Annotated in this window: 16 protein-coding genes; 9 read left to right on the plus strand and 7 right to left on the minus strand. The window is 70.4% G+C overall.

What is annotated here, in order from left to right; all coding sequences use genetic code 11:
- Nucleotides 1-37 precede the first annotated feature (37 nt).
- The 4 genes from AOP72_RS06260 to AOP72_RS06275 are packed head-to-tail and all read left to right on the plus strand — an operon-like array spanning nt 38 to nt 5,301.
- Nucleotides 38-1,975 (plus strand): glycosyltransferase, encoded by a 1,938-nt coding sequence (locus AOP72_RS06260; RefSeq protein ID WP_062133888.1) that lies wholly within the window; start codon nt 38-40, stop codon nt 1,973-1,975.
- Nucleotides 1,972-2,994, plus strand: a complete 1,023-nt coding sequence (locus AOP72_RS06265) for a glycosyltransferase family 4 protein (RefSeq protein WP_152650268.1) — start codon at nt 1,972-1,974, stop codon at nt 2,992-2,994. Before AOP72_RS06260 ends, AOP72_RS06265 begins: the two co-directional genes overlap by 4 nt.
- Entirely contained in the window at nt 2,987-4,126 is a 1,140-nt protein-coding gene (locus AOP72_RS06270) for a glycosyltransferase (RefSeq protein WP_084631402.1), read from the plus strand. The genes AOP72_RS06265 and AOP72_RS06270 overlap by 8 nt, the downstream gene beginning before the upstream one ends.
- Complete coding sequence (locus AOP72_RS06275; protein ID WP_084631404.1) at nt 4,123-5,301, plus strand: glycosyltransferase; 1,179 nt, start codon at nt 4,123-4,125, stop codon at nt 5,299-5,301. Before AOP72_RS06270 ends, AOP72_RS06275 begins: the two co-directional genes overlap by 4 nt.
- Here the strand turns inward: AOP72_RS06275 and AOP72_RS13205 are convergent.
- From AOP72_RS13205 to AOP72_RS13545, 4 genes are all read right to left on the minus strand, one after another.
- Nucleotides 5,209-5,772, minus strand: a complete 564-nt coding sequence (locus AOP72_RS13205; protein ID WP_084631406.1) for an arsenate reductase/protein-tyrosine-phosphatase family protein — start codon at nt 5,770-5,772, stop codon at nt 5,209-5,211. The genes AOP72_RS06275 and AOP72_RS13205 overlap by 93 nt on opposite strands.
- The gene (locus AOP72_RS06280) at nt 5,769-7,481 is read right to left on the minus strand and encodes a polysaccharide biosynthesis tyrosine autokinase (RefSeq protein WP_062133896.1); all 1,713 of its coding nucleotides are present in this window, start codon (nt 7,479-7,481) and stop codon (nt 5,769-5,771) included. Before AOP72_RS06280 ends, AOP72_RS13205 begins: the two co-directional genes overlap by 4 nt.
- A gap of 116 nt (nt 7,482-7,597) precedes the next feature.
- On the minus strand, nt 7,598-8,509 hold the full coding sequence (locus tag AOP72_RS06285; RefSeq protein ID WP_062133899.1) for an NUDIX hydrolase: 912 nt from the start codon (nt 8,507-8,509) through the stop codon (nt 7,598-7,600).
- A gap of 32 nt (nt 8,510-8,541) precedes the next feature.
- A complete protein-coding gene (locus AOP72_RS13545; RefSeq protein ID WP_062133901.1) occupies nt 8,542-9,726 on the minus strand; it encodes a GGDEF domain-containing protein in 1,185 nt (394 codons plus the stop codon).
- Between the two features lie 162 nt (nt 9,727-9,888).
- Between AOP72_RS13545 and AOP72_RS13550 the strand changes: the two genes are divergently transcribed.
- Together AOP72_RS13550 and AOP72_RS06300 are read left to right on the plus strand one after the other, a co-directional pair.
- Nucleotides 9,889-10,548 carry a Pr6Pr family membrane protein gene (locus tag AOP72_RS13550; RefSeq protein WP_062133904.1) on the plus strand — a complete coding sequence of 220 codons (660 nt, stop codon included), beginning with the start codon at nt 9,889-9,891 and terminating at the stop codon, nt 10,546-10,548.
- 60 nt (nt 10,549-10,608) lie between these two features.
- The gene (locus AOP72_RS06300; protein WP_062133906.1) at nt 10,609-11,838 is read left to right on the plus strand and encodes a glycosyltransferase 87 family protein; all 1,230 of its coding nucleotides are present in this window, start codon (nt 10,609-10,611) and stop codon (nt 11,836-11,838) included.
- Here the strand turns inward: AOP72_RS06300 and AOP72_RS06305 are convergent.
- A complete protein-coding gene (locus AOP72_RS06305) occupies nt 11,782-12,936 on the minus strand; it encodes a glycosyltransferase (protein ID WP_439645535.1) in 1,155 nt (384 codons plus the stop codon). The two genes, AOP72_RS06300 and AOP72_RS06305, sit on opposite strands and share 57 nt — an antisense overlap.
- 353 nt (nt 12,937-13,289) lie before the next feature.
- On the opposite strand from AOP72_RS06305, the gene AOP72_RS06310 reads away from it, so the two are divergent.
- Together AOP72_RS06310 and AOP72_RS06315 are read left to right on the plus strand one after the other, a co-directional pair.
- Complete coding sequence (locus tag AOP72_RS06310; RefSeq protein ID WP_062133909.1) at nt 13,290-14,900, plus strand: M15 family metallopeptidase; 1,611 nt, start codon at nt 13,290-13,292, stop codon at nt 14,898-14,900.
- A gap of 87 nt (nt 14,901-14,987) precedes the next feature.
- Nucleotides 14,988-16,844, plus strand: a complete 1,857-nt coding sequence (locus tag AOP72_RS06315) for a DEAD/DEAH box helicase (protein WP_084631415.1) — start codon at nt 14,988-14,990, stop codon at nt 16,842-16,844.
- A gap of 143 nt (nt 16,845-16,987) precedes the next feature.
- On the opposite strand, the gene AOP72_RS06320 is transcribed toward AOP72_RS06315, so the two are convergent.
- Together AOP72_RS06320 and AOP72_RS06325 are read right to left on the minus strand one after the other, a co-directional pair.
- A complete protein-coding gene (locus AOP72_RS06320) occupies nt 16,988-17,587 on the minus strand; it encodes a thymidine kinase (protein ID WP_062133912.1) in 600 nt (199 codons plus the stop codon).
- Nucleotides 17,588-17,683: 96 nt separating this feature from the next.
- Nucleotides 17,684-18,040: a DUF2200 domain-containing protein gene (locus AOP72_RS06325; RefSeq protein WP_062133915.1), complete on the minus strand. Its 357-nt coding sequence runs from the start codon at nt 18,038-18,040 to the stop codon at nt 17,684-17,686.
- An 85-nt stretch (nt 18,041-18,125) separates the two neighbouring features.
- Between AOP72_RS06325 and AOP72_RS06330 the strand changes: the two genes are divergently transcribed.
- Complete coding sequence (locus AOP72_RS06330) at nt 18,126-18,704, plus strand: hypothetical protein (protein ID WP_062133919.1); 579 nt, start codon at nt 18,126-18,128, stop codon at nt 18,702-18,704.
- Nucleotides 18,705-18,710 lie beyond the last annotated feature (6 nt).

Below are 18,710 nucleotides of genomic sequence, written 5' to 3' on the forward strand. Positions count from 1 at the left end.
ATTACAGTGGAGCGATCCGCACGCTGAGGGAGGTTCCGTGAGGGTGCAACGCATCGCGCATCACGCGGTCGTCTCGGCCTGGCGCGAACGCGAACGCGCCCTCATCGCCCAGGGCCACCGCGTGGACCTGGTCTCCGCCACCGTGTGGAACGAGGGTGGGCATCCCGTCACGCTGAGTGCCGACGGCGACGACTTCGTGCGGCCGGCGCGCACCTGGGGCACCCACCCCAACGGGTTTGTGTACTCTCCCGGCGCGCTGTGGCGAGCGCTCGGCACGGAGGTCGATGTCCTCGACCTGCACGAGGAGCCCTACGCACTCGCGACGGCCGAGGTGCTCGCGCTCCGCGCGCTCAGGCGCAGACGCGCGCCGTACGTTCTCTACTCGGCACAGAACATCGACAAGCGCTTTCCGGCCCCGTTCCGATGGGCGGAGCGCCGGGCTCTCAGGGGCGCCGCGGGCGCGTATGTCTGCAATGCGGAGGCCGGACGCATCCTGAGGCGCAAGGGACTGCGGGGACCGGTGCACACGATCCCGCTGGGAGTCGACACCACGGTGTTCGCCCCGGTGGACCGATCCGCGCCGAGAGGCCGGGCCACGGTCGGCTACGTGGGCCGGCTCGCCACCCATAAGGGCGTCGACGTCCTGCTGCGTGCCATTGCCGCCCAGCCGCTGCTCCGGCTCGTCATCGTGGGCGACGGGCCCGAGCGCGCCGCGCTCGCTGACCTCGCCCGCGCGTTGAGCATTGCAGAGCGGGTGGACTTCGTGGGCTTCGCCGCGGACAGCGCGCTGGTCGAGCACTACCGGTCGTTCGACGTCGTCGCGGTGCCGTCACGGTCCACCCCGAACTGGCTCGAGCAGTTCGGCCGCGTCGCGATCGAGGCGATGGCATGCGGAGTCCCCGTGGTCGCGACCCATACCGGGGCGCTGCCTGACGTCGTCGGTGCCGCAGGAGTCCTGGTGCCGGAGGGGGATGCCCACGCTCTGGGAGAGGCGCTCGTGGCGGCGACGCGCCCCGGGTACTGGGAAGAGCTGCGCACCGCGGGCCTCCAGCACGCCGCGCGGTGTGACTGGGCCAGCGTCGCGGCCCAGATGGCGGAGCTCTACACCGAGGCTCGCGAAAGCGCCCCGCGCACTCTCGACGCCGTCATCGTCGCGTACGGCGCGCCCGACGGGCTCGACGCCACGCTGACGGCCCTCGACGGCCAGGTGCCCGCACTCGTCGTCGACAACTCCTCGCTCCCCGCCACGCGCGACGTGTGCGAGCGACACGGGATCGAATACGTCGATGCGGGTTCCAACCTCGGCTTCGCGGCTGGCGTGAACAGGGGCCTCCGTGCGCTCGCCGAGCATGGGAGGGCAGGCGACGTGCTGCTGCTGAACCCTGACGCCACCATCGGCGCGGAGGCGGTGGCCGAGATGCATCGGCTCCTGAGCGCTGATCGGAACCTGGCTGCGGTGGGGGCCCACCAGGTGGACCCGGTGTCGCGCGCACGAGCGCGGGTGTGGTGGCCGTTCCCTACGCCGTGGGGAGCGTGGGTCGAGGCGATGGGCCTCGGCCGTCTGCGCACCGCCCACGGCTTCGCCATCGGATCCGTGCTGTTGCTGCGTCGTGAAGCGCTCGACGCCCTCGGTGCGCTGGATGAGAGGTTCTTCCTCTACGCAGAGGAGGTCGACTGGCAGCGACGTGCGCGCCGGGCCGGCTGGGCCATCGCCGTGGCCGACGTCGAGGCGACGCACGTGGGAGCCGGCACGGGCGGCGACCCTGGCGCCCGCGAGGCCTACTTCTACGGATCCGCCGAGCGTTACATTCGCAAGCACTATCGGGCGTGGGGCTGGCAGGTCTACCGCGCCGCCACGGTGACGGGTGCGACGGTGAGGGCCCTCCTCCTCAGGGGCGCCCGTGCCCGGGAGGCGGCACGCCGACGACGCATCTTCGTCGAAGGGCCGCAGGCCTGGGAGCGACAGTGGCGATGACGGCTCACACGCTCGTCCACGTGGTCTGCACTGACGCCTTTGCCGGCGTGGAACGCCACGTGCTCTCCACGGCGGTCCACCAATCGCGTCACGGCCACCAGGTGGTGGTCGTCGGGGGCTCGCGGGCACACCTCGAGCCTGCTCTTGACGAGGCCGGCGCGCGCTGGCTGCCTGGCGCCACGCTGGTCGAGGCGTGGCAATCGCTGCGGAGTCTCAACGCACCAGCGCTGCTCATCACCCACATGACCGCGGCCGATGCGCTGGGCGGCTGGTGGTCGCTGCGGACGGGGGCGCCGGTCGTGAGCATCCGCCACTTCGCTGCACCACGTGGGGGTCGCTCCGTCACCCGCGCCCTGCTGCGCCCCATCGTGCGGCGAATCCGTGCTCAGATCGCGGTGTCGCACTACGTCGCCGACGCGATCGGTGCGCCCTCGACAGTGGTGCACACGGGCGTCGAGCCATCCCTGTCGTCGTCATTGTCCCGCGAGAACGTCGCCCTGATCGTGCAACGGCTCGAACCGGAGAAGGACACCGCCACCGCTCTGCGGGCCTGGGCCCAGTCGGGCCCACCCGCCGGGTGGAGGCTGCTCGTGGCGGGCGACGGCTCCGAGCGGGCCTCCCTCGAGCGGCTGGCGGCGACGGAGCCATCGGTGACATTCCTCGGAGCCATCGACACGGTGCCCGACCTCATGGCGCGGGCCTCGCTCCTGCTCGCGCCCACTCCGCGCGAAGGCCTCGGGATCTCTGTGCTCGAGGCGATGTCCCACGGCGTCGCTGTCGTCGCCACCGACGCTGGTGGCCACCGGGAGACCGTCGGATCGGTCCCCGGTGCCGCGCTCTTCCCGCCGGGAGACGCAGGCGCAGCTGCGACCTTGATCGCAGGGCTCGTCGCCGAGTCCGAGCGCCGCGAGTCCTACGGTGTCGCCCTCGCTCGCCGTCAGCGGGACGCCTTCGACCGCGACACCCAGACATCCGCCCTGACACGGGCGATCCTTGCTGCGGGCGCTGCACATGGCTGACACGTGGAACCTTGGCGTGGTCTCGCTCGAGCCCTGGGACCGCATCTGGCGGCGCAACCAGCACCTGGTGGACCGGCTGCTGGCCCTGTCACCCGGGCTGACGGTGACATTCGTGACGCCCCCGGCCGACCCCTTGCACGCCGCCACGAAGGGGCGCACCCCGCGTCCCGGCGCGCGGTCACAGGTGGTGGCCGGCTACGAGGAGCGCCTGACGACCTTCCAACCGACGAAATGGCTGCCCGGGTCCTTCGGCGCCGCCGGGGATCGCGGACTCGATCGATCCATCTCTCGCCACCTGCGACGCGGCCGCGGCGTGGACGCACTCTGGATCAACGATCCCCGCCGCGCCGGGGTGGCGCGGCTGCTCGAGGTGCCGACGCTGTACGACGTCACCGACGACTGGACAGAGGCCCGACGCGCACCTCGGGAGCGGGCCCGGCTCGTGGACGGTGACGCGTGGCTCACGCACCATGCCGCTGCGGTCGTGGTCTGCTCCCCCGCCCTGCAGATGAGCAAAGGCGGCACGCTCATCCGCAACGCCGTCGACGTCGCTGCCTACCGCGCACCACAGCCCCGCCCTCACGACCTTCCCCAGCGCACGGCACTGTACTGCGGCACCCTGCACGAGGACCGGCTCGACATCGACCTCGTGATCGCTGTGGGTGAGCACCTGGCGGCGCACGACGCCGTCCTCGCGCTGCTGGGCCCGGTGGCGCTCACCGAGACCAATGGCAGACGACTCCTCCGCGCCCCGGGGATCACGGTGCTCGGCGCTCGAGGGTTCGAGGATGTGCCCGCGTACCTCCAGCACGCGGATGTCCTGGTGGTGCCGCATCTGGTCGACGACTTCACCGCGACCCTGGATCCGATCAAGCTGTATGAATATCTCGCGGTTGGCCGACCCATCGTGTCCACACCCTGTGCCGGCTTCGTGGACGCCGCCGTCGAGGGACTCGTCACCGTAGTCGCTCCCGCACAATTCGCCGAGGCCGTCGACGCGGCCTTCGCGGCCCGGCACGAGCCCCGCGAGCCGGCCGACGTCGCGGATTGGGCCGACCGCGCCAGCCAGATGCTCGAGGTCCTCGACGAGCTCCGTCGCCCCTCGACCGCCACCCCAGGAGCCGCACCATGACCGGCCTGATCGTGCACGAGTGGATCGAACCGCATGGCGGTGCTGAGAACGTGGTCGCGGAGTTCGCTGCACGGTTTCCGGAAGCGCCGATCGTGTGCGCGTGGGACGACACCGACGACCGGTTCGCTCCTGGACGCACCATTGAGACGTGGCTCGCGCGCACCCCGCTGCGGCACAGCAAGGTCGCGGCGCTGCCGTTCATGCTCCCCACCTGGCGGCACCTCCCCGGACGCGAGCCGGACTGGCTGCTGTGTTCGAGCCATCTGTTCGCCCATCACGCTCGCGTCGCGTCCGCCCCTGACGTGCCGAAGTTCGCGTTCGTCCACACGCCGGCGCGCTACCTGTGGGTGCCTGAGCTCGACGGACGGGGCGACTCGTTCGCTGCGCGTCTCGCATCCCGTCCCCTGACGAGGATCGACCGCCGTCGGGCTCAGGAGCCCACCGGCATCGCCGCGGTGAGCGAGTACATCGCGCGGCGCATCGAGACCACCTGGGGTCGCGAGTCGACCGTGATCCACCCACCCGTGAACATCGCGGCCTTCGCCGCTCCCCCGTCCCTGACCGAGGCCGACGCCATCGTGGCATCGTCTCTCCCCGGCGCCTTCGTGCTGGGCGCGTCGCGCCTCGTGCCATACAAGAGGGTCGACGCCGCCATCATGGCCGGTGAGGCCGCCCGACTGCCGGTGGTGATCGCGGGAGACGGCCCCGACCGCCCGCGGCTCGCCGCGCTCGCGGAGCGTGCGCGGGTGCCAGTGACCTTGCTGGGACGCACATCGGACGCCTTGCTCCGCGAGCTCTACCGGCGAGCGACGGTGTATGTCTTCGCCCCCGTCGAGGACTTCGGCATCATGCCCGTGGAGGCGATGGCGGCGGGCACGCCGGTCGTCGCGCGGGACATCGGAGGTGCGTCGGAGACCGTGGTGGACGGCGTCACGGGGGCACTGGTCTCCGGGCTCGGCGCGGCTCAGCTCGGCGAGGCCGTGCGGCGCGCGGCAGAGGCCTCTCCCCACGACTGCCGCGCGCGGGCGGCCACGTTCGATGGACGCACGTTCGGCGCTCGGGTCGCCACCTGGATGGCAGGGCTAGGCGCCGATGTCTCCGCCGGAGATCCCTCGAGCGACACTCGCGGTCGCGGCGTCAGTGACGGCGAGCACCTGCCTCCAGACGCGTCGTGACCGCCCGAACGGATCCACGATGTCGTCCGCCGTCGAGGCGCCGATGACTTCGCGGCGCGGTCGGTCAGCGGCCTCACGCTCGACCCAGCCTCGCAGCGACGTCGAAGGATCGCGGGGGTGCTCCGCCCACCACCGCTCGCCCTGGCGGAGCGTGAAGACTCGCGGCCACAGGTCAGGAGCGCGGGCGACCAGCTCTTGAGCGTGCGCGCGGCTGGCCGTGAGGACCAGGTCCGCCTCCTCGAGCATCTCGGACGTCACCTGGGTGCTGCGATGACTCTCGAGGTCGAGCCCGGCGGCCGATGCCACCTGTCTCCCGATCTCCGGCACGGCCTCCCCACCGGGCAACAGGCCCGCAGACCTGACCCTCACCGCAGTGGTCCCCAAGTGACGACGCAGCAGTGCTGCGGCCAGCGGTGACCGGCACCTGTTCGCGGTGCACACCACCAGAACGCACGCCACCTCGGGGGTCACCGACGGGGGCTGTGCTCGTGGTCCCCCGACGTCGGTTCTGGCGAACCTTGCGTCCCGCCACCGTGCGACCGTGCGCGTCGAGGGCCCGCGTCGTGCGGGGCGTCCTTCACGAGCGCGTCGAGAGCCCGGTCAGTGTCGTCGTCGCTCCGGCCGAGCCTGCGAGTCACGCCGCGCAGGCGCGACGGCGGGGTGCTCGACTTCACGTAGTACGGAGTGTAGGAGCGGGGGTGGCGACGCTTCGCGCCGTTCAGGATCACCCCAAGAATCTGCAGGCCGTTGAGGGACAGGCCCTCGACGGTCTCGACCAGGTGGTCGCGATGCGTGCGACCGTCCCAGGCGATGACCGCGATCCCGTCAGTGTGCTTGGCGATCAGGCTCGCGTCGACGAGCCGGAGCGATGGCGGCGAGTCGAAGATCACCACGTCCGCGAGGCTGCGCAGCACGGCGACGACGTCGGCAACGGACGAGTTCGCGAGCAGGTCCGCAGGATCAGCGGGCGGGGTGCCGGAGGGAAGCACGCGAAGTCCCCGGAAATCGGTGGACTTCAGGCGCGCCTCGACCGAGGACCGAGTGGGCCCCTTGCCTGCCTCGAGGCCCTCCTGCATGATCTCGGCGAGTCCGGGGCCCATGGCGGCCGCGCCGAAGTAGGTCTCGAGCGACGGTCGCCGCAGGTCGCCGCCCACGAGGATCACGTTCCGACCCGCGCGGGCCCAGGCCAAGGCGATGTTCGCCGACGCGAAGGACTTGCCGTCGCCAGGTTCCACGCTGGTCATGACGAACGCCGCGTGCTCCGAGGGCAACAGCACCTGCAGCGCGGAGCGTGCGGACCGCAGGCTCTCGGCGAGCGCGGTGGCCTGCGTCCGCGTCACGGGAAGAGTGTCGTGGGTCCGTCTCACTCCTCGATCGAAGGCCAGATCCCCCACGACCGGCAGCGTGGTGAGGCGCTCGGCCTCTGCCTCTCCGCGCAGGCGTGGGTCGAACTGGTCCCGCAGCAGCGCGGCCCCGATGGCCGCCACCAGGCCAGAGAGCAGAGCGATGGCCAAGATCGTGGTGGTGTCCGCGCCCGTGAGCTCCCCCGGTGTCGCCATCACCTGGACTGATGCGGATGAGCCTCCGCTCTCGAGGGCACGCACGGACTCTCGCGCGCCGCCGTAGCGCCCGAGCGCATCGGCAAGCCTGCTCGCGACGATCGAATCCTCCGGGTCTTCCAGGGCCTCCGCCTGGAGGTCCTGCGCCTCGGCGAGCGCGCTGTCTCGCTGCTCCGTGAGCTCCACGATCGCCCTCGCGACCTCGGCGTCGATCTGACTCACCAACGCCGCGGCATAGGCCTGGGCCAGCGCCTGAGCGTCCTCCGCGCTGGTGGCGGTCGCGTCGACGTAGAGACGCTCCATGCCGTACAGCTCGTCGGGCACGATCTCAACCTCTTGAGGAGAGACCTCGGCCAGCTGTGGTTCCGCCTCGGCGACGATCTGGCTGAGCTTGCCATCGCTGAGCAGCACGAACGGCGACACCTCGACGGGCACCCCCGCAAGTTGGCTGACGCCCGCAGCCTCAGCGACGGTGGCGCTGGTGCGGACCACCGCGCCGGACTCGTAGGTGGGCACCTGCCGCTGCACGAGCAGGACCGCGACGACCATGGTGACGACCACGATGGCAGCCATGAGCCATTTGCGTCGCCACAGCACGGTGAGCATCTCGTTGAGCGTCACTCGACCCCACCCCCTCAGCTGCGTCAGATGTGACTCGGCTCACACTACCGGGCGGCGGCCTCAAGCGGAATAGTGACGTGGCAAGACCAGTCACTGGGGGGTGCGCAGCGTCGTGGTCACCTGTGCGCGTCCTCCACGAGGTCGAGAAGCCACCTGGCGCCACGCACCGCGGCACCCGCCGCGACCGCACGCTCCCTCAGTCCGCGGTCGCTCGTGACGACGATAGGGGTCACGCCAGCAGCGGTGAGGTCGCGGGCTCGTGCCTCGATGGCGTCGTCACCAGAGCCCAACGCCCTGGTGAGCGCGATGTCGCCGCTCGCGGCGGCTTCTCGTGCGGCACCCTCGACCACGACCTCGATCCGGGGGTGCCACGATGCGCCTTCGAGCCCGAGCGACGACGCAGAGACGCCTGCACGGTCCAGCGCCACAAGCCGGCCCACGAGGCGCTCCACCGCGCCCTGTCGGTCCCGCCACCATCCGTCCGGCACGGATCCGATCACATTCGCGGCGTCGACCAGCATGTGCGGGCGCCTGTCGAGACTGCGGCGCAGCGACGGCCACGCCTGAGCGAACGCCGGGTGGAGCGGGAGCTGATCCACGTCGCGTGTGCTCACCCACCGGAGCTCCAGGCTCTCGGCATCACCTCGAACGGGATCGAAGGGCTCCTCCACATCCACGACGACGGTGGTGTAGGACCAAACTCCCCGGTCGACGACCCAGAACGAACGCGGGCGCACGGATCCACGCGGGACGCCTGCCTCCTCGTTCGCCTCGCGGAGCGCGCCGGCGACGGGCGATTCACCTTCGTGCAGCGCACCTCCCGGAATGCCCCACGTGCCGCCGTGGTGGCTCCACTCGGCGCGATGCTGAAGCAGGACGCCTCTCGTGGGGTCGACTGCGAGCACTCCCGCGGCTCCGAACCGTCCCCAGAAGCGCTCCCCCGTTGGCGACTCGACCCACGCGTCCCCGGGATTCCGGTCGCGCCGCAACGGTGGCGGCGTCGCCTGGGAGGCGCGTTCACCGGTCATGACTCGAGCCTCTCACAGCCCCGGGGGAGGCCTCAGCCTGAAGCAGCACTCTGCGCGATCACGATGCGCGCGCGGCCCGTGACCTTCGCTCCACGGAGCGCCTCGTCCGCAACGTCCAGCGCATCGGAGAGGGACTGCCCGGACTCCACATGCGCCACGCCATAGCTGATCGACGGTTGACTCGGACCGTTCGCCGCTCGGCTCGCGAACGCATCGTTGACGTCGAGCAGTGCGCGCTGGGCGCGCTGGGCGTCAGTTCCCGCGAGGAGGAGGACGAACTCGTCCCCGCCCCACCGGCACGCGACATCGCTGTCGGTGAGGCAGTCGCGCAGGGCATCGCCAAAGCACTGGAGGACGCGATCGCCCTCGTCGTGTCCGTACCCGTCATTGACGGCCTTGAAGTCATCGAAGTCGGCGATCACCAGCACGCTCGGGCCCGACCGTACGGCGGGCCGCGTGGTGTGCCGTAGATAGTGCTCTTCGAAGGCGTGGCGCGCTAGCAGATGAGTCAGATCGTCCCGAGACGCGCGCACCTGCCAGGCCGTGGTCGACTCGAAGCGACTCAGTTCGGTGACGGTGAAGGTCACGACCACCAGCAGCACCAGGATGACGAAGGTCGTGGCGTCGGGGCCAGCCCACGTGGCGTAGACGGATGAGTCGGGGCCGAGCGCCACGAACGCGACGAGCCTCATGGCGTAGAAGGCCGCGAGGAACGTCGAGGCGGAGAGCATGGCGCGCAGCGCCGGGCGCGCTCGCTGGATCGCCGCCTCGCTGTGCTGCAGTCCCGGGTCGAGCACCAGCGCCCACACCTCTCTGGACGCCAGAGCGAACATCAGCGCCATGCCCGCGAGGAGCGCCGGCGTGCCGGGAATCGTGCCATCGGTGCGCCCATCCAGAGCGGACAGCATCGCGACCGCAGCGCACGCGCCTGCCACCGACCACGGGCGCGGAGACGCGTGGCGCAGCGCACGGCCGGTGGCCCAGGTCACGCCAGCGCTGGCGACACCCAGCGCGTTTCCCAGGGGTGCAGCGAGTCCGTCGAGCGAGGTTCCGATCAGGAAGTAGCTGCCCGAACTCGCCGCCGACAGCACCACGACCCAGCTCCAGCCGCGCGCGTAGAGCGAACGCGTGTGCCGATAGCTGCCGAACCGGACGAGAACGAACACGATGATCGCGATCGACGCCTGAATCACCCGCAGGGTCTCGATGTCGAGCATGAGGCGAACTCTATGGGGTGCGAGCAGTGTTGCTCCACACCCCAGGAGATTTTTGCCTGAACATCGCGAGAACGCGACAGAACCACCGCTGGCGCCGTCAAGCCGTCTCTGAATGGCGTGCCTTGTCCCCCACTGAGTCAAGCGAGAGTAAAGTACTGTGCCGTGAGCAATGCCGCCGTCGTGACCGTCACGCGCCTCGCAGCAGCAGTCGTGATCGCCGCTGCGCTCGGCGTGCAGGCGTGGGCGGACCTGACCTACGGCACGTTCACCTGGGCGCAGCTTCCGGGATACTTCACCCCCCTCGCCGCCCTCGCCGCCGTGGTGGCGCTCGTGGCGGCGGCGATCACCGGCGCCGATGAGCCGAGATGGGTGGCGCTGCTCCGCGTCAACGCCGCCACGTACGGAGTCATCACCGGAGCGGTCTACTGGTACCTGCTCGCCGGCGTGGCGACTCCGGTGTACCCCTGGGCGAACATGGTGCTCCACGGCGGCGCAGGAGCCTTCCTGGTGGCGGACTGGCTGCTCATCGGCAAGCCTGTGAGGCTTCCGCTGCGCACGCTGTGGACCGTGCTGGTGGTGCCGGCGGCATGGATCGGATACTTGCTCGTGCGGGCGACCCTGGACGGATGGGTGCCCTATCCGTTCCTCGACCCCGCGCGAGGAGTGTCGACTGTGGCCGCGACCATCGGCGTGATCGCCGGCATCGGCCTCGCGGTCGCGGCGATCCTTCACCTCGCGATCGTGCTGCGCCCCCTCCGCCGCGAGCCCCGGCCCGAGTCGGGAGCAGTCGCGGTCCGGACGGCCCGTACCTCTCGACGGTGAGGCATCGGCTGCACGCGCGCTCCCTGTCGACGGAACGGAGGCATCCGCTACGTTGAGCGCATGACAGCGGCTCCCAGCACGGTGGCCACCGGTGCGGAGACTCTCCGCGCAGAGTTGGCCCGCATCACGCGGCAGGTCTGGCCCGTGCTGCTCGCGGGGACGCTCGCGGGCGTCGCGTTCGTGGTGCTGGTCCCGGCGGGGCTTCCCTACGACGAGCCCGCCCATTGGCTGAACGTCCAGTTCTACCTCGGCCATGGTCGGATGCCCACACTCGGCGAGCCGGGGACGTCGTACGAGGCGCAGATGGGCCCGTTCGCGTACGTGCTCTACGCCCTGGTGGCGGCACCCTTCCACCTCCTCGGTGCAGACACCGCCGCCTTCTACGCCGCTCGTGCACTCGGTATCGCGCAGCTGCTCGTGCTCGCGCTGCTGCTGGCGGCCGTCGCTCGCCGCACCGTCGCCATCCGCCCCGGCGTCGCGATCGTGGCGACGGCGGCCGCAGTCCTGAACCCCATGCTGCTCGCGGTGTCCACCTCGGTCCAGAACGACACCCTGGCGCTCGCCTGCGGCAGCGCCGCCCTCCTCGCGGTCGTGGAGCGCCGCCCGCGCCCCATGCACACAGCGGCCCTCGCGGGTCTGCTCCTCGGGCTTGCCCTGCTCACCAAGGTGACCGCATGGCCGTTCGTGGTGGCGCTCGGAGTGCTGCTGCTGTGGCAGCGCCGCGTGCGCGAACTTCTCGTGATGGCGCTCGTGACCGCAGTGGTCTCGGGCTGGTGGTTCGTGCGGAACCTGGTGCTCTACGGCGACGTGACCGCGCGTGCGGGCGTGGAGGCGGCGGGCTACGACTTCCCCGCGCTTCCCGACGCCAGCCCGATGGCTCTCGCGAAGTCGGCGGTGACCTATCTCTGGCTTCCGACGGAGTACGTGCGCAACGTCATCGCAGCGCCTGCCGTGATCGACGTGCTGGTCGCCGCGCTCACCCTTGCGGTCGCGGCGGGCGTCGTGCTGATGCTGCGATACCGTGCGACGAGATCGCCGATGCCGCTGCTCGTGATCGGCACCGCGATGGCGGCGATCGCCGCCTGGGCCGCGGTCGCTGCCGTGGCGCAAGCGGTCGCGTTCAGGACCGCCTACCCGGCGATGCTGCTGGTGCACGCCGCATGGGGCGCATGCGCGTTCGTCGGCACGCGGCGTGCCCTGGTGCTCGCTGTCGTGCCGCTCGTGACGATCGACCTATGGTTCCTTGCGCACATGGTCGGTCTCGATGTCGAGTCGATGCTCGTCGGCTGATGCGCGCACGGAGGGGCGACGGGGCGCGTAGACCACGAGGGAGTGAAACACGAATCGCACCACGAATGCCACCGCCAGCGTGATGGCGGCCGCGACGATGCTCTGGATGTGAAGCGCCTCCACCATCCACGCCAGCACGGGGATGCGGATCATGGCCTCGGCGTTGTTGAACGTGAAGGAGGTGGCGAAGCGCGCCCACCAGGGCGCGGCATGCTCGCGCATGTCGCGGAACACGTAGCGATCCTGAAGCAGGAAGTTCGTCACGATCGTCACCTCGGCCGCGATGATCGCTGCCACGAGGTACGGCGCGCCCACCTGGATGAGCGCAGCCATGATGGCGAGGTTCGCCACCACACCGCCCGCACCGATCAGCGCGAAGCCCGACATCTTGCCGAACCGCAGCGCGGCCAGCTGAGTCAGGAAGTGCACGCCCTGGCGGAAGGATGCCTTCGACTCGCCCGCGAACCTCTCCTCGAAGACGAACGGTATCTCCGCGACACGGAGAGTGCGGCGTGCGAGGATCTCCAGGAGGATCTTGAAGCCTCGCGGATGAAGGCTGTCCCACTCCACGGATCGGCGGTCGATCAGGAAGAACCCGGTCATGGGGTCAGTCACCTGTGCGAGGCGGCGCGGAAACATCGCCTTGGTCAACGCGGTCGACGCGCGTGACACGAGCACCCGCGCTCGATCCGCCAGCCCGCCCGAGGATCCGCCGTCGAGGTACCGCGACGCGACCACCACATCGGCGTCGGCCTCGCCGTACGTGGCCAGGAGGGCCCTGATCTGCTCAGGCGGGTGCTGCAGGTCCCCGTCCATCACCACGCAGACATCAGACGCTGCTGCCGTGATGCCCTCGACCACGGCCCCGCCGAGACCTCCGGTCGGCGCGTCGCGATGGATGAGCCGCACCGGGACTGAGGCGGTAGCGGCGACGCTGGTGACGACCTGGGGCGTGTCGTCCGTGCTGTCGTCGACGAAGATGATCTCCACCGCGAGCCCGGCGAGTGCCGTTCGGGCGCGACGTACCAGCTCCGCCACGTTCCCCGCCTCGTTGAAGGTGGGCACGATGACGGACAGCTCCACCGACTCGTCAGCCACGCGCACTCCCCTCGCCTGGAGGAAGCGTAGCCGCGCTGCATCCGCGTGTACATGTCAGGACCGACTCCTGTCGTGAGGCGGCGGGCGGCCGGCCTCGACCCGGGCCTCGTGACGCGCCGGGAACCCCGGTGGGTATCCAGCCGTTGACACACCGTCGCATCGTCTCCCGTTGCTGAGGGAAGGCGCTCGTTCACGAGGCCTTCCTGCGGAGTGGAATCCCGCCCGGCTCCGTCCGGTCCCTTCGGAGAGCGATTCGACATCGAGACCCCGTGGCAACGCGCCTCGGGGTCTTGCGCTGTGCGGCACCACGCCGTCGCGTCGCGCGTGTCCCTGCACCGACCCCCACCTCCACCATGACTCGACTCCCCCGTTCCGCCCGCGCCCTCACCGGCGCCATCACGCTCACATGTTTCGGCATCGGCTTCACCGGCGCCTACGGCGCCCACGCGCTCGACACCCGCATCGCCGTGGGCGACGCCCGCGCCGCCGCACAGGAGCTCGAGGTCAAGCGCGCGGCGCTCGAGGAGTCGCTGAGCGAAGCGCACGGTGCCGTGCGCGATGCGGGGGAGGTCGTGGACGAGAGCACAGTGGCTGCGGCGGCACAGGCCCTCAGCTCGGCGACGCAGACCGCTGCGGATCATGCCGCGCGCAGCGGCGTGGTCGTGGACATCGCGCCGATCGAAGCCGACGACCTCGAGGCCTTGTCAGAGGCCACGCGTGACGACGCACCGGCCAGCGAGCCCCAGGCGGTCACGCGCGACGTCGACCCCGACGCACGGGAGCAGGACCCCAACGCCGGCGGCAGCTCGATGCCACGAGACTCGGCGCCCCCCACTCCCGAGGCGACCTCCTCCGAGGCACCCCCGACGTCCAGCGCCCTGGTGGACCTGAGGGAGGAGATGGCGGTGGCGAGGGTGCTCGCCGGCGACACCGACAGCGCAGACGAGGCTCGCGCGGCCGCCCACCGACTGGAAGACGCCTCCCGTGCTCTTGACGTCGCGCTCGCCGCGCTCGACGGAGGCGCCTCCGCCCTGTCCACGGCGGCGCTCGAAGCCGCCCACGACGAGACCCTGCTGCTGCTCGACGCGGCGGTCGAGAGCGCAGATGAGGCGGCGGCTCAGGCGCCGGGCACCATCGCCGCCACCGAGGGGCGTGTGCTCGACGATGCCCCCATCGCCGCCGCGCGGAGTGCGCTCACTCTCCTCATGAGCGGATCCGCGACCGCGACGCTGGTGGATCGTGGGGAACCCCAGCGCGTCGTCGAAGAACTCGACCAGGTCGTGGCCGCCCAGGCGGTCTTCGACGCGGCGATGGCAGGCCTGCGCGACACGCACGAGGACTGGATCGTCCGCGAGAACGCCTCCATCCAGTCCCGCAACGATTCGCTGCGCGAACAGCACGAGCTGCAGGTCGCGAGCGCACGAGACGATCACGCCCAGGCCAACCGGGACGCCGTCGCCGCACGGGCGAACGGATGGACGGGACGGCCCGACGGGGTGTCGGGCACCAACGGCTCACTGGCCTTCGACGGCCTGTGCGAACTCGACTTCGCGCCCGGCCACCGACTCCAGTGCGACGCCGCGCGTTCCCTCGACGATGCCAATGATGCCTATGCGGCGCAGACGGGTCGTCAATTGACGATGACCGACTCGTATCGCTCCTTCTCGCTCCAGGTGCGCACGCGTGCCCTCAAGCCCACCACCGCCGCCCGTCCGGGCACGTCGAATCACGGCTGGGGAATGGCCGTGGACCTCGACCGGCCATCGGCGATCTGGCTCGCGGAGAATGGCCCCGACTACGGCTGGGCGAACCCCACGTGGGCCAAGCCCAACGGCGTGCGTCCGGAATGGTGGCACCTCGAGTACCTGGCGACCGACGTCGGGGCGTTCGACCCCCCGCCTGCGCCCGCTCTCGAGGAGGCCGTCACCAGCGCCTTCGACCCTGCCGGTGCGGGCCAGAAGTGATCGTGTGCAGCGCCGGCACCCTCGCATCGGCCGCCCTCTGGGCGCGCTCGTCCAGTCGTGACAGCCTGACGGCACTACCGTAGAGCCATGCCTTCTGATACCACCGAGCCTTTCGACACCGCGGCGTCTGCTGACGCCACCACGCACGACGCCAGCGCAGCGCCAGACGACGCCGCACCTGACACGGCCCCGCCCGCCGAGGCGAATCCCGACCCCAACCGCCTCACCTTTGCGGACCTGGGCCTCGGCGCCTCGGTTCTGAAGGCGTTGAGCGCCGTGGGCTACGAGGAGCCCAGTGCGATTCAGGCCGCCACCATCCCGACGCTGCTGGCGGGCCGCGATGTCGTGGGGCTCGCCCAGACGGGCACGGGCAAGACGGCCGCATTCGCCCTCCCCATCCTCGAGCGTCTCGACACCTCCAAGAAGAAGCCTCAGGCACTCATTCTCGCTCCCACCCGTGAGCTCGCGCTCCAGGTGTGCGAGGCCTTCGAGCAGTACGCCGGGCACAGCAAGGCGATGCACATCCTGCCCGTGTACGGGGGCCAGGGCTACGGCGTCCAGCTGTCGGCGCTGCGGCGCGGCGTGCACATCGTGGTCGGTACGCCAGGCCGGATCATGGATCACCTCGACAAGGGCACCCTCGACCTCTCCGAGCTCGCCTTCCTGGTGCTCGACGAGGCCGATGAGATGCTCAAGATGGGCTTCGCTGAGGACGTGGAGACGATCCTCGCCAAGACCCCCGCCGAGAAGCAGGTCGCGATGTTCTCTGCGACCATGCCGCCGCAGATCCGCCGCCTCAGTGCCAAGTACCTGCGCGACCCGGAGGAGATCGCGGTCAAGAAGAAGACCACCACCTCCACCAATCTCACGCAGCGCTACCTCATCGTGTCCTACCCCCAGAAGGTGGACGCGCTGACACGCATCCTCGAGGTCGAGAACTTCGAGGCGATGATCGTGTTCACGCGCACCAAGAACGAGACCGAGACGCTTGCCGAGAAGTTGCGAGCCCGCGGATACACTGCGGCGGCGATCAGCGGCGACGTGGTGCAGGCGCAGCGCGAGCGGACGGTCAAGCAGCTGAAGGACGGCAAGCTCGACATCCTGGTCGCCACCGACGTCGCCGCGCGCGGCCTTGACGTGGACCGCATCTCTCACGTGGTGAACTACGACCTCCCCATCGACACCGAGTCCTACGTGCACCGCGTGGGGCGCACGGGCCGTGCGGGCCGCACCGGCGACGCGATCAGCTTCGTGACGCCGCGCGAGCGCCGCACCCTGGGAGCGATCGAGCGCGCGACCCGTCAGCCGCTCACGCAGATGCACCTGCCGAGCGTGGACGACGTCAACGCGACCCGGCTCACGCGGTTCGACGACGCCATCACTGAGGCTCTGGGCATGACGGAGCGCATCGATCGGTTCCGCGACATCATCGGCCACTACGTCGAGCACCATGACGTGCCCGAAGCGGATGTCGCCGCGGCCCTCGCCGTCGTGGCGCAGGGAGAGACGCCCCTGCTGCTGGACCCCGCAACCGAGCCCAAACGCGAAGAGTTCCGCGGCGGCAAGGACAGTGCCGGTCGTCCTGACCGGGGCGAGCGGAACCGTCGTGGCACCTCCGGGCCGCTCACGACCTATCGGATCGCTGTGGGCAAGCGCCACAAGGTCGAGCCCCGCCAGATCGTGGGAGCGATCGCCAACGAAGGCGGTCTGAACCGCGACGACTTCGGCCAGATTCGCATCTTCCCCAACTTCTCGCTCGTGGACCTGCCGGCTGAACTGTCCCCGGACACGCTGCGCAGGCTGGAGCGGACCCGGATCAGCGGACACCTCATCGAACTGAAGGCCGACGGTGGCGCTCCCGGCGGACGCGCCTCTGGTCCCCGGGGCCAAGGCGCGCCCCGGCGTGACCGGGATGACCGACCGCCGCGCAAGCCCCGCTACTGACGCATCGGTCAGGTATCGAGAAGCGCGGAGCGCCCGGCGGTCGCTCGCGTGTCGAGAGCGCGGATGCGCCCGACCACACGGTGGCCGGGCGCATCCGCGCTGTCCTCACCCAGACGATCGGCTGAGGCCCAGGGTGTCGCGGCCTACGCCTCGGCGCCCCCGCGCAGCGGTCCCACCTTCGCCAGGTAGCACCGTCCGCACAGCGACTCGTAGTCGGCCTGCTGTCCGTCGATCGCTACCTGCGCTCCGTGACTCACGAACTCGCCGCCCACGATCCGGGCGTTGAAGATGGCCTTGGACCCGCATCGGCAGATGGTCTTCAGCTCCTCGATCGAGTGTGCGATCTCCAGCAGCCGGAGCGATCCGGGAAACGAGCGCGTCGTGAAGTCGCCCCGCAGCCCGTAGCAGAGCACGGGCACTCCCCCGGTGACGGCGATCGTGAAGGCCTCGTCCACCTGCCACGGCGTGAGGAACTGGGCCTCATCGATGAAGATGGCGTCGATCTGGTCCAACGGCGCGTGTGCGGTGACGGCGGCCTCGAGCGACACGCTGTCGTCGAGCAGCACGTCGACCGGCCGCTCCACGCCGATGCGCGAGGACACCGCGCGACCGGCCTTCGTATCGACGCCGGGCTTGACGATCACCGGCCGCTGGTCCCGCTCCTCGTAGTTGTACGCGGCGGTGAGCAGCAGGGCGGACTTGGACGAGTTCATCGCCCCATATCGGAAGTACAGCTTGGCCACGTGAGTCCTCGTCGTCGTTCGCTAGCGGACCGGGCGCCGCGGCCGGGTCTTTCTACGCGTCACGGTACCTGGCGCCCGCGCGCACGTGGGGCCGGCTCACGCAGGCGTGCGCAGAATCGACGCCATGTTCTTGCCGCGGGCGACCTCGTCCACGAGCTTGTCCATCCACCGGATCTGCTGCATGAGCGGATCCTCGATGTCCTCGACCCGCACGCCGCAGATCACACCGGTGATGAGGTGTGCGGACGCGTTCATGCCCGGCGCCTCCGCGAAGAAGTCTCGGAGGCTCACGCCAGCGTCGATGGCACGGTTCAGCCCCTCGCGGTCATAGCCGGTGAGCCAGGCGATGACCTGGTCCACCTCGTCCCTCGTGCGACCCTTGCGCTCCACCTTGTTCACGTACAGCTGGTGCATGCTTCCCAAGCTCATGCCGTAGATACGGTGCTCTGCCATGCTCTGCGCCTCCGTCTCTCCTCGAGCGTATCGCCGTCGCCTCCGTGCCGCACGACCGATCGCCCCGCCGTCCTACTGTGGACGAGTGAGCACCGACCGCACCCAGGACGGCGACCACGCCACGCTCCTGTGGCTGCCCGTGGGAGCAGGCGGGCACGTCGTCATCCACACGAGCGCGTGGTGGGAGCGGTGGCGCGCCGCCGTCGAGCACCGCCCGCCAGCACCCCTGTTCCACGCCGCACTGGAGGTCCGACTCGCCGGCGTTCCCTCCGCGATCGAGATGGCTCCCGCGTGGGGCGCCGGCTCGGGAGGCCCTGGCGTCCGCGCGACGGGCCCGGTGGGTCTCGCCTGGCTTGGCCGATCACGGTTCTTCCGCTACGAGATCCGCTGTGGGGATCACGGGATCATCCCTGATCGGGCGTGGGCGATGGGCGCCCCGGTGATCCTGACCCACGAGGCCGAGATCATCGAGAGCATGCTCCTGGCGGTGGGCTCTGCGCCCCCGCTGACGTGGGGCCGGAAGGTGGGAGACACGGGAGACATGTGGAACTCGAACTCGCTCGTGTCCTGGACGCTCGGCACCGCCGGACTCCGCACCGACTATGAGCCCCCGATGGGAGGCCGGGCGCCAGGGTGGGCGGCTGGCGAGCACCTGGCGCGCTGACCTTCG

The organism is Demequina aestuarii (assembly GCF_000975095.1).
Classification (GTDB): Bacteria; Actinomycetota; Actinomycetes; order Actinomycetales; family Demequinaceae; genus Demequina; species Demequina aestuarii.

What these genes read in the sequence shown, in the direction of transcription:
- AOP72_RS06325 (WP_062133915.1), bottom strand. Translation starts at nt 18,040, where the DNA reads ATGGCAGAGCACCGTATCTACGGCATGAGCTTGGGAAGCATGCACCAG.
- AOP72_RS06265 (WP_152650268.1), top strand. Translation starts at nt 1,972, where the DNA reads ATGACGGCTCACACGCTCGTCCACGTGGTCTGCACTGACGCCTTTGCC.
- AOP72_RS06315 (WP_084631415.1), top strand. Translation starts at nt 14,988, where the DNA reads ATGCCTTCTGATACCACCGAGCCTTTCGACACCGCGGCGTCTGCTGAC.
- AOP72_RS06310 (WP_062133909.1), top strand. Translation starts at nt 13,290, where the DNA reads ATGACTCGACTCCCCCGTTCCGCCCGCGCCCTCACCGGCGCCATCACG.
- AOP72_RS06270 (WP_084631402.1), top strand. Translation starts at nt 2,987, where the DNA reads ATGGCTGACACGTGGAACCTTGGCGTGGTCTCGCTCGAGCCCTGGGAC.
- AOP72_RS06300 (WP_062133906.1), top strand. Translation starts at nt 10,609, where the DNA reads ATGACAGCGGCTCCCAGCACGGTGGCCACCGGTGCGGAGACTCTCCGC.
- AOP72_RS13545 (WP_062133901.1), bottom strand. Translation starts at nt 9,726, where the DNA reads ATGCTCGACATCGAGACCCTGCGGGTGATTCAGGCGTCGATCGCGATC.
- AOP72_RS06285 (WP_062133899.1), bottom strand. Translation starts at nt 8,509, where the DNA reads ATGACCGGTGAACGCGCCTCCCAGGCGACGCCGCCACCGTTGCGGCGC.
- AOP72_RS06275 (WP_084631404.1), top strand. Translation starts at nt 4,123, where the DNA reads ATGACCGGCCTGATCGTGCACGAGTGGATCGAACCGCATGGCGGTGCT.